This window comes from Microbispora sp. H10830 (assembly GCF_014161375.1).
GTDB classification, from domain to species: domain Bacteria; phylum Actinomycetota; class Actinomycetes; order Streptosporangiales; family Streptosporangiaceae; genus Microbispora; species Microbispora catharanthi.
In genome coordinates, this window is the sequence record NZ_JABBWX010000020.1 from 106,147 (window position 1) to 119,767 (window position 13,621).

Annotated in this window: 16 protein-coding genes; 12 read left to right on the plus strand and 4 right to left on the minus strand. The window is 73.0% G+C overall.

The window, feature by feature from the left end:
- Nucleotides 1-4: 4 nt before the first annotated feature.
- Both HHX35_RS36650 and HHX35_RS36655 read right to left on the minus strand, forming a co-directional pair.
- Nucleotides 5-796 carry a carbon-nitrogen hydrolase family protein gene (locus tag HHX35_RS36650; RefSeq protein WP_182903198.1) on the minus strand — a complete coding sequence of 264 codons (792 nt, stop codon included), beginning with the start codon at nt 794-796 and terminating at the stop codon, nt 5-7.
- Nucleotides 726-1,769: a DUF418 domain-containing protein gene (locus HHX35_RS36655; RefSeq protein WP_182903199.1), complete on the minus strand. Its 1,044-nt coding sequence runs from the start codon at nt 1,767-1,769 to the stop codon at nt 726-728. The genes HHX35_RS36650 and HHX35_RS36655 overlap by 71 nt, the downstream gene beginning before the upstream one ends.
- A gap of 242 nt (nt 1,770-2,011) precedes the next feature.
- Here HHX35_RS36655 and HHX35_RS36660 point away from each other — a divergent pair, with 242 nt between their 5' ends.
- Together HHX35_RS36660 and HHX35_RS44110 are read left to right on the plus strand one after the other, a co-directional pair.
- A complete protein-coding gene (locus HHX35_RS36660; protein WP_182903200.1) occupies nt 2,012-3,187 on the plus strand; it encodes a pyridoxal phosphate-dependent aminotransferase in 1,176 nt (391 codons plus the stop codon).
- Nucleotides 3,188-3,464: 277 nt separating this feature from the next.
- The gene (locus HHX35_RS44110; RefSeq protein WP_259405721.1) at nt 3,465-3,587 is read left to right on the plus strand and encodes a hypothetical protein; all 123 of its coding nucleotides are present in this window, start codon (nt 3,465-3,467) and stop codon (nt 3,585-3,587) included.
- Here HHX35_RS44110 and HHX35_RS36670 read toward each other — a convergent pair.
- The gene (locus HHX35_RS36670) at nt 3,571-4,212 is read right to left on the minus strand and encodes a TMEM175 family protein (protein ID WP_161628002.1); all 642 of its coding nucleotides are present in this window, start codon (nt 4,210-4,212) and stop codon (nt 3,571-3,573) included. The two genes, HHX35_RS44110 and HHX35_RS36670, sit on opposite strands and share 17 nt — an antisense overlap.
- Nucleotides 4,213-4,438: 226 nt before the next feature.
- Here HHX35_RS36670 and HHX35_RS36675 point away from each other — a divergent pair, with 226 nt between their 5' ends.
- From HHX35_RS36675 to HHX35_RS36715, 9 genes are all read left to right on the plus strand, one after another.
- Complete coding sequence (locus HHX35_RS36675; RefSeq protein WP_285781234.1) at nt 4,439-5,374, plus strand: carbamate kinase; 936 nt, start codon at nt 4,439-4,441, stop codon at nt 5,372-5,374.
- Nucleotides 5,374-6,480 (plus strand): ring-opening amidohydrolase, encoded by a 1,107-nt coding sequence (locus HHX35_RS36680; protein WP_182903202.1) that lies wholly within the window; start codon nt 5,374-5,376, stop codon nt 6,478-6,480. Before HHX35_RS36675 ends, HHX35_RS36680 begins: the two co-directional genes overlap by 1 nt.
- Nucleotides 6,481-6,516: 36 nt before the next feature.
- On the plus strand, nt 6,517-7,086 hold the full coding sequence (locus HHX35_RS36685; RefSeq protein ID WP_182903203.1) for an SseB family protein: 570 nt from the start codon (nt 6,517-6,519) through the stop codon (nt 7,084-7,086).
- A 208-nt stretch (nt 7,087-7,294) separates the two neighbouring features.
- Nucleotides 7,295-7,993, plus strand: coding sequence for an A24 family peptidase (locus tag HHX35_RS44890; protein WP_182903204.1), 699 nt, complete (start codon nt 7,295-7,297; stop codon nt 7,991-7,993).
- 93 nt (nt 7,994-8,086) lie between these two features.
- Nucleotides 8,087-9,265, plus strand: a complete 1,179-nt coding sequence (gene aroC / locus HHX35_RS36695) for a chorismate synthase (RefSeq protein ID WP_182903205.1) — start codon at nt 8,087-8,089, stop codon at nt 9,263-9,265.
- Nucleotides 9,266-9,279: 14 nt separating this feature from the next.
- Nucleotides 9,280-9,792: a shikimate kinase gene (locus tag HHX35_RS36700; protein ID WP_182903206.1), complete on the plus strand. Its 513-nt coding sequence runs from the start codon at nt 9,280-9,282 to the stop codon at nt 9,790-9,792.
- Nucleotides 9,789-10,865 (plus strand): 3-dehydroquinate synthase, encoded by a 1,077-nt coding sequence (gene aroB, locus HHX35_RS36705; protein WP_182903207.1) that lies wholly within the window; start codon nt 9,789-9,791, stop codon nt 10,863-10,865. Before HHX35_RS36700 ends, aroB begins: the two co-directional genes overlap by 4 nt.
- Complete coding sequence (gene aroQ, locus HHX35_RS36710) at nt 10,862-11,296, plus strand: type II 3-dehydroquinate dehydratase (RefSeq protein ID WP_030505341.1); 435 nt, start codon at nt 10,862-10,864, stop codon at nt 11,294-11,296. Before aroB ends, aroQ begins: the two co-directional genes overlap by 4 nt.
- 14 nt (nt 11,297-11,310) lie before the next feature.
- Complete coding sequence (locus tag HHX35_RS36715; RefSeq protein WP_182903247.1) at nt 11,311-12,105, plus strand: SGNH/GDSL hydrolase family protein; 795 nt, start codon at nt 11,311-11,313, stop codon at nt 12,103-12,105.
- A 63-nt stretch (nt 12,106-12,168) separates the two neighbouring features.
- Here HHX35_RS36715 and HHX35_RS36720 read toward each other — a convergent pair whose 3' ends face one another.
- Nucleotides 12,169-12,660 carry an NUDIX hydrolase gene (locus tag HHX35_RS36720; RefSeq protein ID WP_182903208.1) on the minus strand — a complete coding sequence of 164 codons (492 nt, stop codon included), beginning with the start codon at nt 12,658-12,660 and terminating at the stop codon, nt 12,169-12,171.
- Between the two features lie 224 nt (nt 12,661-12,884).
- Between HHX35_RS36720 and HHX35_RS36725 the strand changes: the two genes are divergently transcribed.
- Nucleotides 12,885-13,613 carry a hypothetical protein gene (locus HHX35_RS36725; RefSeq protein WP_220506297.1) on the plus strand — a complete coding sequence of 243 codons (729 nt, stop codon included), beginning with the start codon at nt 12,885-12,887 and terminating at the stop codon, nt 13,611-13,613.
- The last annotated feature ends 8 nt before the right edge of the window (nt 13,614-13,621 follow it).

The following is a 13,621-nucleotide window of genomic DNA, read 5'->3' on the forward strand; positions in this document are numbered from 1 at the left end:
AAGTTTACGATCTGCGGACTCCGAGCCGGCGGTGTTCGAGTGAGGGGAGGGTGGCGCGCGCGGTCTCCGTCCACGCCGCGTCGATCTCCGCGATCAGCACGCCGGGGCCGGTGCCCAGGTCATGCCGGGCGACGCCCATCGGATCGACGAGCATGCTGCGGCCCACACCGAACCCGTCCGGTATGGCGGGGTTGGGCGCTTGACCGACCGCGATGGTCCAGGTGGTGTTCTCGATCGCCCTGGCCCTGACGAGGGTCGTCCAGTGGTCCTCCTTCAGCGGCCCAGAGCCCCAGGCGGCGATCACCGCGAACGTGTCCGCGCCCTGGTCGACCAGCGCGCGGGCCAGTTCGGGGAAGCGGACGTCGTAGCAGGTGATCAGGCCGATCCTGAGCCCGGCCAGCTCCACGACCGCCGGAGCGTCCCCCGGCGCGACCAGCTTCGATTCCTTCGCGCCGAAGGAGTCGAACAGGTGGATCTTCCGGTAGGCCGCGGCGAGCGAGCCGTCCTCCCGCAGGGCGACGGCCGTGTTCCAGACCCTGCCGTCCGCGGCGGGCTCGAAGACGCCGGCGATGACGGCCGTGCCGTGCTCGCGCGCGGCCTCGGCCAGGCCGGTGACGAACGGGCCGTCCAGCGGCTGGGCGGTCTCGAGGATCCCCGGGCCGAACCGGGCGAGCGTCGCCTCGGGGAACACGGCGAGGTCCGCCCCCCGCGCCCGTGCGAGGGCGTCACGCACGGTCGAGAGGTTGGTCTCCGGGTCGTGGTCGACGGGGATCTGGCACAGCGCTACGCGGGTCACGGATCACAGTCTGCCCGGTCGCCGCCACACCCCACCAGGTGCCCCGCGAAGTGCCCCACCAGGTAAGCGTGCGCCACACCCACTCCAGCGGGCCGTACCGGTGCCGGGCGAGCCACCATCTGCAGAAGACCGCCTGCGCGGCGACGGTGACGACGGCGAGCACCACGACGGCGGCTCCGGTGCCGTCGGCCTTCAGAAGCGGCATCGCCACCACGATCACCGTCGTGCCCGTCACGTAGTTGGTCAGCGTCATCCGGCCCAGCGCCTCGAACACCGCCGTATGACGGGCGAGCAGCAGGAACGCCGTCGCGTACGCCACCGCGCCGCACAGCGCCGCCGCCTGGTAGACCCCGCCGCCGGGCGGCGCGTGGTTCCACCACCAGGTCAGCCCGGCCGCGAGCAGGGCCGCCGCCCCGCACACGACGCCGAGGAAAGGCCCGCCGCCCAATCCGTCAGCCCCTCCAAGGCGCCCGGCCCCCCTCCTCGACGCCGCCTCCGGGGCGGCGGCCAGGCCGAGCAGGAACAGCGCGGTGATCAGCACGTACGGACGGGGGTCGAGCACGGCGGCGACCAGGACGCCGCAGCCCACCAGCAGCACGGCCGCCCGGGGAAGGAAGCTCGCCGGCAGCAGGACGACCACCCCCAGCAGCGCGTACGGCAGCAGCACCTCGCCGGGGTCGATCAGGATGTGCGCCGCGCCCAGCGCCGCGAGCACGGCCAGGCGCCGCAGCATGACGACGCGCGGGCGCCGCGTGCGCAGCCGTGCGGAGCGCAGGAACAGCGCGAAGGACAACCCGAACAGGAACGCGAACATCGGGTAGAAGCGGCTCTGGAACAGGTTCTCCATCACCCAGTCCAGCGAGGTCGGCCCCTGCCGCACCCTCTGCTGCCATGCGTTGACCAGCATGATCCCGCACACGGCGAACCCGCGCAGCGCGTCGACCCGCCGGATCCTGCCTGCCGCCACGCTCACCCGCCGGTCCCTTCGTCAGCGCGCGTCGAGGCGCGGGTCCGCCCGTCGGCGGCCACGCCCCGCGGCGCCCGCTCGTGCCCCATCATGGCAAGTCGTTCGATCGCGGTTCCAGCGCCTCTGGCCCAGGGCGGACGGACGGAGACCCGGCAGCGCGTCACTTCCGCCGGGAATTCCGGGCAGGGAAAGGCGGGCGGCGGCCTCGGCGAGCCCCGCCCTCCGTGGCCCCGGATAGGGTGAGGGCCGTGAGCGAGCCGCTGGTGCGGCGGATGCGGGAGTTCGGCACGACCGTGTTCGCCACGATGACGAAGCTGGCCGTGGAGACGGGCTCGATCAACCTGGGCCAGGGCTTCCCGGACACCGATGGGCCGGAGCGCATGCTGGAGCGGGCGGTCGAGGCCGTGCGGAGCGGTCTCAACCAGTACCCGCCCGGGCCGGGCCTCCCCGAGCTGAGGCAGGCGGTCGCCGAGCACCGCAAGCAGTGGTACGGCCTCGCCTACGACCCCGACGGGGAGGTCCTCGTCACCGTCGGCGCCACCGAGGCCATCGCCGCGGCGATCCTCGCGCTCTGCGAACCGGGTGACGAGGTGATCGTCTTCGAGCCCTACTACGACTCCTACGCCGCGGCCGTCGCGCTCGCGGGAGCCGTGCGCAGGGCGGTCACGCTGCGTGTCGACGCGGGGCGGTTCACCTTCGATCCGGCCGAGCTGGAGGCGGCGATCACGCCCCGCACCCGGGCGATCCTGGTGAACTCGCCGCACAACCCGACCGGGACCGTGTTCACCCGCGAGGAGCTGGAGTGCGTCGCCCGGGTCTGCCTGGAGCACGACCTGATCGCGGTGACCGACGAGGTGTACGAGCACCTCGCCTTCGACGGCGTCGAGCACGTTCCGCTCGCCACGCTGCCCGGCATGCGCGAGCGCACGGTCATGATCTCCTCAGCGGGCAAGACCTTCAGCGTGACCGGCTGGAAGACCGGCTGGGTGTGCGCTCCGGCGCCGCTCGCGGGCGCCGTGCAGGCGGTCAAGCAGTTCCTCACCTTCACCGCGAACGCCCCCTGGCAGGTCGCGGTCGCGTACGCCCTGCGGGAGGAGATGGAGTGGGTCGCGGCCCAGCGGGCGGCCCTGCAGGCCAAGCGGGACCGCCTCGTGACGGGCCTGGCGAAGGCCGGCTTCGACGTGCTCCGGCCGGCCGGCACCTATTTCGTGCAGACCGACATACGGCCGCTCGGCTTCGACGACGGTCTGGAGCTGGCCCGGCGGCTGCCCGAGCTGGCGGGGGTGGTGGCCATCCCGACCCAGGTCTTCTACGACCACCCCGCACGGGGTCGTCACTTCCTGCGGTTCGCCTTCTGTAAGCGGGACGAGGTCATCGACGAGGCGGTGACCCGCCTGCGCCGCCTCGGCGGCGATCAGGCGTGATGGCGGAGGGTCACCTCCTGTCGACTCTCGGCCGACGGTATCGGCGTGATACCGCTCCATAGGATGGAGCCATGGCCATGACGCTTCGCCTGACCGACGAGCAGACCGAGGCCCTCCGGCGGCGCGCCGAGAAGGAAGGCCGGAGCATGCAGCAGATCGCCCTGCACGCGATCGACGACTACCTTGCTCGCGTCGCCGACGACGAGTACACCGACATGCTGGCAGAGAAGGGGGCCCAGCGTTTCGCGGACCGTACGTCTTCTGTGCGAAGAACGGAGTGGAGATCGAACCGCGGGACGACGACGTCGCCTACGACTTCGTGATCGCGGCCGCGTCGGGGAAGCTCACCGAGGTCGACGAGATCGCGGACGTGTTGCGCGGCTTCACCGCCTCATCCTGAGCACACGGACCGTGCCGGCGGCGACGAGCGGGGTCGCCAGCCAGAGGAAGGGCACCGCGGTGACCGCCCACGCGCTCGCCGCGGCGGTCAGCAGCCAGTAGATCCCGATGGCCCAGTAGATGCAGGCGTTGCCGCGCAGGCGTCGCAGGTCGGCGTCCGGCCGGTGCACGCGCTGCGCCAGCACCAGGGTGAACAGCGCGCCCTGGGCGAGCAGCAGGATGGCCTCGTTGCCGGCGAACAGGCCGGTCGCCAGGGCCCTGGCGTCCGCCTCGGCCGGCAGGTGGCTGGCGTTGGTCTCGCCGAAGATCGACGTCGTGTACGGCAGGACGGCCACGAAGAACAGCAGCGGGATGTGCAGCAGGAGCATCGACTGCGACACCCGCTCGATCTGGTCGAACAGCGTGTGATGGGCCCGCCAGGCGAACCAGAGCATGAGAAAGGCGATGGCGAAGGCCATGAAGGAGCCGAAGTGGTCGCCGAAGAAGGCGCCCAGCCGCTGGAAGTCCTCGCCCTCAGGGCGGGGGAGTTCCAGGGCGAGCAGCGTGATGGCGATCGCGAAGATCGCGTCGGCGAAGACGCCGACACGTTCGTGCGTGAGCCCGGGACGCACCTGAGGCGTGGCCATGCGGATCTCCATGAAAGGGGGGCAGTGGCGAGCATTCTGGCAGAAGTCGCCTCGGACCGGAGCCGGCCGGCGACGGGACGGCCATGCGCCCGCACCCCGGCGGAGACGGCCTCGCCGCTCGGTGCCGAGCGTGTTTGCCGAGCTTGGTGAAATCTGCCCATGAATGCGGCAGGGGTGGGCGACACTCGCCAATGAAGGCCTGGATGGGGCTGGATAGTTTCCGGGTGTGGGCGGACGCGTACTGATCGCACTGGGCGGCAACGCCATGACGGCTCCCGACGGGAGCGCCTCCCCGGCCGACCAGCAGCGGGCGATCGGCGAGGCGATGGCCCATGTGGCGGCGCTGAGCAGGGCCGGGCACGAGGTGGTGCTCACCCACGGCAACGGCCCCCAGGTCGGCAATCTCCTGCTGAAGAACCAGCTCGCCGCCCACGTCGTGCCGCCGGTGCCGCTCGACTGGTGCGTGGCCCAGACGCAGGGCACGATCGGCACGCTCATCATGAACGCCCTGCAGCGCGAGGCGGGGCACGCCCGGGTGGCGGCGATCGTCACCCGCACGCTCGTGGACCCGGCCGACCCGGCGTTCCAGGACCCCGTCAAGCCGATCGGGCGGTACTTCGGGGAGGACGAGGCGCGCCGATTCGAGGGGCACGGCCAGGTTTGGCGGCGCTTCGACCGCGGATGGCGCCGGGTGGTCGCCTCGCCGCGGCCCGTGGAGATCCTGGACGCCCCCGCGGCCGTCGCGCTCATCGACGCCGGGTTCACCGTCGTCGCCGCGGGAGGCGGGGGAGTGCCGGTCGTGCGCGGGGAGGACGGCACGCTGACCGGAATCGAGGCCGTGATCGACAAGGATCTCGCCGCCGCCGCGCTGGCGGTCGCCGTCGGCGCCACCGACCTCGTGATCGCGACCGACGTGCCGTACGCCGCCGTCGACTTCGGCACGCCCCGCGCCCGCCCGATCGGTGAGATCGACGTGGCCGCCCTGCGCGAGTTGCAGGCGGCCGGTCACTTCGCCGGAGGCAGCATGGGGCCCAAGGTCGAGGCCGCCCTGTGCTTCGCCGAGGAGACCGGGGGGCGGGCCGTGATCACCTCGCTGCACCACATCGGTGCCGCGCTGTCAGGAAATATCGGTACGAGGGTGTACAGAGGGGTGGAGAGATAGTGCCGGATCCGATCGAGGTACGGAAGGTCCCCATCGAGAGCGTCACCGACGCCTCCGGGCTGGCGAGGCTGATCGACGACGGCGTGATCGAGGCCGACCGCGTGCTGGCCGTGATCGGCAAGACCGAGGGCAACGGCGGCGTGAACGACTACACGCGGATCCTGGCCGACCGGGCCTTCCGCGAGGTGCTCGTGGCCAAGGGCACGCGTACGGCCGAGGAGGTCGCACAGGTGCCCCTGGTGTGGTCCGGCGGCACCGACGGCGTGCTCAGCCCGCACGCGACGATCTTCGCGACCGTCGATCCGGCCACGGCCGTACGGACCGACGAGCCGCGGGTGAGCGTCGGCGTGGCGATGAGCGAGGTGATCCTCCCCGAGGACATCGGCAGGCCCGCCATGGTCGAGAAGGTGGCCGCCGGGGTGCGCGAGGCGATGAAGATCGCCGGCATCGACGACCCGGCCGACGTCCACTACGTGCAGACCAAGACGCCGCTGCTCACGCTGTCCACGATCACCGACGCCAAGGAGCGCGGTCAGACGGTCGTCACCGAGGACACGCTGAAGTCGATGGACATCTCCAACTCCACCACGGCGCTCGGTATCGCCGTCGCGCTCGGGGAGATCGAGACGCCCTCGGCGGAGCAGATCCACAAGGACCTGTCGCTCTACTCGTCGGTCGCCTCCTGCTCCAGCGGCGTCGAGCTCGACCGGGCCCAGATCGTCGTGGTGGGCAACGTACGCGGGATCGGCGGGCGCTACCGCGCCGGCCACTCGGTCATGAAGGACGCCCTGGACGCCGACGGGATCTGGGAGGCCATCCGCGGCGCGGGCGTCGACCTGCCGGAGCGCCCGCACCCGGACGACCTCGGCGACCGGCTGGTGAACCTGTTCATCAAGTGCGAGGCCGACCCGTCGGGCCGCGTACGCGGGTGGCGCAACATCATGCTCGACGACTCCGACGTCCACTGGCATCGCCAGATCAAGGCGACCGTCGGCGGGGTGGCGGCGAGCGTGAGCGGCGACCCGGCCGTGTTCGTCTCCGTGGCGGCGGTCCATCAGGGCCCGTCCGGCGGAGGCCCCGTGATCGCCATCGCCGACCTGGGCTGACGCCTCCGGCGCGGTCCTTGGGTAGGGTCGGGAGACGTGCCATCGATTCCGCAGCCCCTGCGCCCCGACGACGACGGCGGCACCGACGCGTCCGTCGCGGCGGCGCTGTCGGCGTTCCAGGCCGGCACGGCGACGGCGGCCGACGTCCTGGCGGTGCTCGCCGGGACGAGGCTGCTGGTGCCCGTGGTCGCGCTGCTCACCGAGTCGGAAGTGGGGGAGCACGGCCTGCGCCAGGAGAAGGAGAGCGAGATGGCCCTCCCGAAACTGGTCGGCAAGGACGGTCGTGAGGCCGTGCTCGCCTTCACCGGGACCGAGCCGATGCGCAGGTGGCGCCCGGACGCCCGGCCGGTGCAGGCCACGGCCCCGCAGGTCTGCCAGGCGGCGCGGCACGAGAGCGCCGCCGCCGTGGTGGTCGACGTGGCCGGGCCGGTCCCGTTCGTGATCGAGGGCGGCATGCTGCAGGCCCTCGCCACGGTGGAGGAGGCCAAGCGGGACGCCTCCGCCGTGGACCGCCTCGCCCGCGAGGTGCCGGGCGCCACGGTGGCCCGTCTGGGGACCGCGGAGGACAAGCGCCGCGGCCGCTGGTGGAGCCGCCGCCGCGCCTGAGCGGCCTCGGCCGCCGCCCCGCGCGACGCCCGGCTCCTCCTGCCTGACGCGCCTGTGCCGCCGTGGCACCCGAACACCCGCCCGACCCGCCGCGGGCCGAGACGGGCCGCGCGGCCGGCGACGGTCGCGTCGTCCACAGGAACGCGGTCGTCCACAGGGGAGCCCGCGCCCCGGCCCTCGGCGGCGCGCGGGCGTTAGTGTCGGCCGCGTGTCCCTCGTCGTCCTCGTCGCCGCCGTCCTCGGCCTGATCGCCGGCGCGTACGCGCGGGCGGCCTCCGGCGGGTTCGGCCCGGAGCCGGACGACCGGCGCGAGAGCCGCCGCGGAGAGGCGCGGAAGGCTTTCGCGGCGGCGGCCAGCACCGTGCCGCTGCCCCGCCCGCCGTTCGTGGTCGAGGGCGCGACCGCGCTGGCCGCGGCGCTGGTGGCCTGGCGCGTCCACGACGGCTGGGTGCTCGCCGCGTGGCTGTACGCCGTGGTGGCGGGGGCCGCACTCGCGGAGATCGACCGGAGGACCTGGCGGCTGCCCGACGCGATCACGCTGCCGTCGTACCCGATCCTGCTGGCCCTGCTCGCGCCGTCTGGCCGCCTGCTGCCCGCGGTCGCGTCGGGTTGCGCGCTCGGCGCCGTCTACGCCGTGCTGTGGTTCGCCCGCCCCACGGGCCTCGGGCTCGGCGACGTCAAGCTGGCCGGGCTGATCGGCCTGCTCACCGGCGCGCTCGGCATGCAGGCCACGGTCGTCGCCGGCATGGCGGGCCAGGTCCTCGGCGCGCTGTACGCCGTGGGGCTGCTCCTGGCCCGCAGAGCCACCCGCACGACCGAGTTCCCGTTCGGCCCGTTCATGCTCGCGGGGGCGCTCGTCGCAGTGGCCTTTCCCGGGGCTTTCCCAGGGGCTTTCCCCGGCGGGTAGCACGTGCGGTTTCCGGGTCAGGGGGCATCCGCGTACGGTCATGGGGGTGTCAGGGGGACGCCGCAGTCGGGCGCACATGGAAGACTTGTCACCATGCTGCGCTGGTTGACCGCCGGGGAGTCACACGGCCCCGAGCTTCTCGCGATCCTGGAAGGCCTGCCCGCCGGGGTGGAGGTGACCACCGCCGACCTCGCCGAGGCGCTGCGCCGCCGCCGTCTCGGATACGGCCGCGGGGCGCGGATGAAGTTCGAGCAGGACGAGGTGACGATCTCCGGCGGCGTACGGCACGGCCGCACGCTCGGCTCGCCCGTCGCTATCCGCGTCGGCAACACCGAGTGGCCGAAGTGGGAGACCGTGATGGCCGCCGATCCGGTGGACCCGGCGGTGCTGGAGGGCCAGGCGCGCAACGCGCCGCGGTCGCGGCCCCGCCCCGGCCACGCGGACCTCGCCGGCATGCAGAAGTACGGCTTCGACGACGCGCGGCCGGTGCTCGACCGGGCCAGCGCCCGGGAGACCGCCGCCCGGGTGGCGCTCGGCCAGGTCGCCCGCGCCTTCCTCAAGCAGGCCCTGGGCGTCGACATCATCAGCCATGTGACCTCGATCGGCGAGGCCGTGGCGCCCCGCGATGTCCTTCCCGGCCCCGGCGACATGGAGGCGGTGGACGCCGACCCGGTGCGCTGCGTCGACCCGGCCGCCAGCGCGGCGATGGTCGCCGAGATCGACAAGGCGCACAAGGACGGCGACACCCTCGGCGGCGTGGTCGAGGTCGTCGCCTACGGCCTGCCGCCGGGCCTCGGCAGCTACACCCACTGGGACCGCCGTCTCGACTCCCGCCTCGCCGGGGCGCTCATGGGCATCCAGGCGATCAAGGGGGTCGCGGTCGGCGACGGCTTCGAGACCGCCCGCCGCCCCGGCTCGCGGGCCCACGACGAGATCGAGAACACCCCCGAGGGCGTGCGCCGGATGACCAACCGGGCCGGCGGCGTCGAGGGCGGCATGACCAACGGCGAGCCGCTGCGGGTCAGCGCCGCGATGAAGCCGATCTCCACCGTGCCCCGCGCGCTCGCCACGGTCGACGTGCTGACCGGCGAACCGGCCAAGGCGCACCACGAGCGCTCGGACGTCTGCGCGGTCCCGGCCGCCGCGATCGTCGCCGAGGCGATGGTGGCGCTGGTGCTCGCGGACGCGGCCGTCGAGAAGTTCGGCGGCGACTCCGTCGAAGAGGTCGCGCGCAACCTGTCGGGTTACCTGTCGTCCCTGGTCATCAAGTAATAGGGTTTGTGATCATGCAATCGGCGTCCCAAGGCCCCGCCGCGGTCCTCATCGGCCCGCCCGGCTCGGGCAAGTCCACGGTCGGGCGGCTCCTCGCGGACCGCCTCGGCCTGCCGTTCCGCGACACCGACGCCGACGTCGAGGCCGTCGCGGGCAAGACCGTCAGCGACGTGTTCGTGGAGGACGGCGAGGAGAGGTTCCGCGAGCTGGAGGCGCAGGCCGTGCGTGACGCGCTGGAGACGCACCCGGGCGTGCTCGCGCTCGGCGGCGGCGCGATCCTGCACGAGCACACCCAGAAGCTGCTGTCCGGCCACCGGGTCGTGTACCTCCAGGTCGGGCTCGACCAGGCGGTCAAGCGGGTCGGCCTCGCCTCGGCCCGCCCGCTGCTGGTGCTGAACCCGCGCAGCCGGCTGAGGCAGCTGATGGAGCAGCGCCGTCCGATCTACGAGAGCCTCGCCGCGATCACCGTCGCCACCGACGGCCGCGAGCCCGAGGACGTGGTGACCGAGATCGAGGGGGCGCTGTGACCGCGACGCGCATCACCGTGCGCGGCGAGAGCCCGTACGACGTCGTCGTCGGCACCGATGTGCTGCCGGAGCTGCCGGGCCTGCTGGACGCGAAGGTGCGCACGGTCGCCGTGATCCACCCCGCCGGGCTGCCCGAGATCGCCAGGCCCGTGCGCGAGACCCTGGAGGGCGCCGGACACGAGGTCGTCGCCCTGCCCGTGCCGGACGGCGAGGAGGCCAAGTCCGTCCACGTCGCGGCCGAGCTGTGGTCGGCGTTCGGCCGGTACGGCATCACGCGTTCCGACGCGGTCGTCGGCGTCGGCGGCGGGGCGACCACCGACCTGGCCGGATTCGTGGCCGCGACGTGGCTGCGCGGCGTCCAGGTCGTGCAGGTGCCGACCACGCTGCTGGCCATGGTGGACGCGGCCGTCGGCGGCAAGACCGGCATCAACACCCCCGAGGGCAAGAACCTGGTCGGGTCCTTCCACCCGCCGAAGGGCGTGCTGTGCGACCTGGCCACGCTGGCGAGCGTGCCGCGCGAGGACTACGTCGCCGGCCTCGCCGAGATCATCAAGGGCGGGTTCATCGCCGATCCCACGATCCTCATGCTGATCGAGGACGACCCCGCCGCCGCCCGCACCCCCGAGGGCGAGCACACCCGCGAGCTGGTCGAGCGCAAGATCCGGGTGAAGGCCGACGTCGTCGGGGCGGACCTGCGCGAAAGCGGCATCCGGGAGATCCTCAACTACGGCCACACCCTCGCCCACGCGATCGAGCGGGTCGAGGACTACCGCATCAGGCACGGCGAGGCCGTGGCCATCGGGCTGGTCTACGCCGCCGAGCTGTCCCGGCTCGACGGCCGCGTCGGCCGCGACGTCGTGGACCGCACACGCTCGATCCTCGAGTCGGTCGGGCTGCCCACCTCCTACCGCGCCGACGCCTGGCCTCGGCTGCGCGAGCACATGCGCGTGGACAAGAAGGCCAGGGGAGCGGTGCTGCGGTTCGTCGTGCTCGACGACATCGGCAGGCCCGCCCGCCTGGAGGACCCCTCGGAGGAACTGCTCGAAGCCGCCTACCGGGAGGTCGCCCGATGAGGCAGGTGCTCGTCCTGAACGGGCCCAACCTGGGCCGTCTCGGCAGCCGGGAGCCCGACGTCTACGGCGCGCAGACCTTCGACGACCTGGCGGCCCTGTGCCGCGAGTCCGGCCGCGAGCTGGGCCTGTCGGTGGAGGTCAGGCAGACCGACGACGAGGCCGAGCTGGTGAGCTGGATCCACGAGGCGGCCGACAGCAGGACCCCCGTGGTCCTCAACCCCGCCGCCTTCACCCACTATTCGTACGCGCTGCGCGACGCGATCGCGCAGCGTACGGCTCCGCTGGTCGAGGTGCACATCTCCAACCCGAACGCGCGGGAGGAGTTCCGCCACACCTCGGTCGTGGCGGCGGTGGCCACCGGGACGATCGCGGGGTTCGGCATGCGGTCGTACGAGCTCGCGCTGCGCGCGATCGCGGACATGGGCGAGTGACGAAAGAAGGGATCATGGGCTACCGGTCGTACGTGGCGGTCGGAGACAGCTTCACCGAGGGACTCAACGACCCCCTCCCGGACGCGCCCCCTCCGGCGCCGGGTGAGGTGGTCCGTTACCGGGGCTGGGCCGACCGGGTCGCCGAGCGGCTCGCCTTACTCGAACCGGACTTCCGCTACGCCAACCTCGCGGTGCGGGGGAAGCTGATCGACCAGATCGTCGCCGACCAGGTGCCCGTGGCCGTCCAGCTGAAGCCCGACCTCATCAGCTTCTGCGCGGGCGGCAACGACCTCATCCGCCCCGGCGCCGACCCCGACCAGATGGCCAAGAAGCTGGCCGCCGCCGTACGCGACCTGCGGGCCACCGGCGCCGACGTCGTGCTGTTCACCGGGACCGATCCCCGGGACACCCCGATCATGCGGCAGCTGCGCGGCAAGTTCGCGATCTTCTTCATGCACGTGCGCTCGATCGCCGACCTGTACGGCTGCCACCTGGTTGACATGTGGTCGATGCAGGGGCTGCGGGACTGGCGGGCCTGGAGCGGCGACCGGCTGCACATGAACGCCGAGGGCCACCGCCTGGTCGCGGCCCGGGTGCTGCACGTGCTGGGCGTGCCCGGCGAGGACGACTGGCGCAAGACCTGGCCGCCCCGGGAGACGATGGACCCGAGGGCCAAGCGCCGTGAGGACGTGCAGTGGCTCAGGGAGCACTTCGGCCCGTGGATCGGGCGGCGCCTTCGCGGGACGTCCTCCGGCGACGGCCTCGCCCCCAAGCGACCCGAACTCGGTCCGCTGCCCCCTGCTTCCTGACCCTGCTTCATCTCCCTGACCCGGCGGGCCCGCGCCGCGGTGCCGGCGCGTCCCCGCAGACGACTACGCCGGCGTGCCGGCCCGCGCTGTCGCGCGGCGCAGGCCCCGTGATGTCCAGGGTGGGCACTCCGGATCGCCTTCCGCCTCCGCGGCGGTGAGCCAGAGGAATTCCTCCACCTCCTCCGGCGAGGCGGCCACGGGCTGGGCGTGGGGCGGCATCGTCGCGCGGAAGACCACGTTGACGACGGGGTCGCCGTCGTCGGTGACGAAGAACCCGCTCTCCACATAGGAGAGTCCGGCTCCCGTGATGTCGACCCCGATCTCCTCGGCGACCTCACGCCGTGCCGTCTCCTCGAGCACGTCGAGTCCCGCGCCGTCGACCTCGACCTTGCCGCCCACGCCGGCGAGCATGCCGGGTGCGTGAGCCTCCCGTCTGCCGCGCCGGATGAGCAGCCACCGGCCGTCTCGCTCCAGGAAGACCTCGACGTTCACGACGAAGGCCGGTCGGCCGCCCCGGGTGAGGCATACCGACGTGACAGGGGTGTCAGCGCTCATGTCCCCGCACTTTACGCAAGGTCGCGGGCCTCACGCCCTGCCCGAGGCGCGGATGGCGCCGTAGGGCCCACGCACCGGCAGCCCGGCCCGCGCGAACGCCGCCTCAGACCGGGAGAGGTCCTACCCCGGTCCGATGCGCGACGGGCGGACGACGCGCGAAGATCCTGCTTCACGACCACCGGCGCGGTGGACGCCGACGCCGAATTCGAGCAAGGGGAGTGACGATGGCGTGGAAACGACGGCGCGGACGGGTGTGGCTGCTCGTCGTGCTCGCGGCCCTGCCGATCGCGGCGGCCGCCGTCGTGGCGGTGGCCTTCCCGTCGGTCGCCGCCACGACCTGCCCCGGCTGTTACGGGCTGGAGCGGCTGGCCCCGGATGTCTACGCGGAATCGGGACTGCCGCCGGACCGGAGGCGGCAGGTGGTCTCCACCGTGGAGGAGGCGGAGCGGCGCGTCCGCGACTTCTACGGCGGCAGGCAGACCTCCCCGCGGATCCTCGCCTGCCTCAGCGAGCGCTGTTACCGCCGGATCGGCGGCGGAGGGGAGCGGGGCGTCGCGGTGCTGAACCGCGCGGTGATGCTGTCGCCCGAGGGCGTGGATCCGGTCATCGCCTCACACGAGATGTCGCATGTCGAACTGCATGCCCGGCTCGACTCGGGTGGTGCGGAGGTGCCCCAGTGGTTCGACGAGGGCCTGGCCGTCCTGGTCGCCGGCGACCCGCGGTATCTCGCGCCGGAGACGGCGGCCGACCGCTGCCTGGTGAGCGCGGACGCCGCGCTGCCGGTGACGCTGGACGCCTGGCTGCGGGCGGCCGGCGCCGACCGGCGCACCTACGCGAAGGCGGCGTGCCGGGTGAGCCGATGGGTCACCGCGAACGGCGGGCCGCACGCCGTGCTCGACCTCGTCCGGCGCCTGAACGCGGGGGAGACGTTCGGCGCGGCCACGAAGATGTGACCAGAGCC

Excerpts from the sequence above, each read along its gene's own strand:
- HHX35_RS36670 (WP_161628002.1), bottom strand. The coding sequence starts at position 4,212 with ATGGCCACGCCTCAGGTGCGTCCCGGGCTCACGCACGAACGTGTCGGC.
- aroC (WP_182903205.1), top strand. The coding sequence starts at position 8,087 with ATGCTGCGCTGGTTGACCGCCGGGGAGTCACACGGCCCCGAGCTTCTC.
- HHX35_RS36700 (WP_182903206.1), top strand. The coding sequence starts at position 9,280 with ATGCAATCGGCGTCCCAAGGCCCCGCCGCGGTCCTCATCGGCCCGCCC.
- aroQ (WP_030505341.1), top strand. The coding sequence starts at position 10,862 with ATGAGGCAGGTGCTCGTCCTGAACGGGCCCAACCTGGGCCGTCTCGGC.
- HHX35_RS36715 (WP_182903247.1), top strand. The coding sequence starts at position 11,311 with ATGGGCTACCGGTCGTACGTGGCGGTCGGAGACAGCTTCACCGAGGGA.
- HHX35_RS36720 (WP_182903208.1), bottom strand. The coding sequence starts at position 12,660 with ATGAGCGCTGACACCCCTGTCACGTCGGTATGCCTCACCCGGGGCGGC.
- HHX35_RS36725 (WP_220506297.1), top strand. The coding sequence starts at position 12,885 with ATGGCGTGGAAACGACGGCGCGGACGGGTGTGGCTGCTCGTCGTGCTC.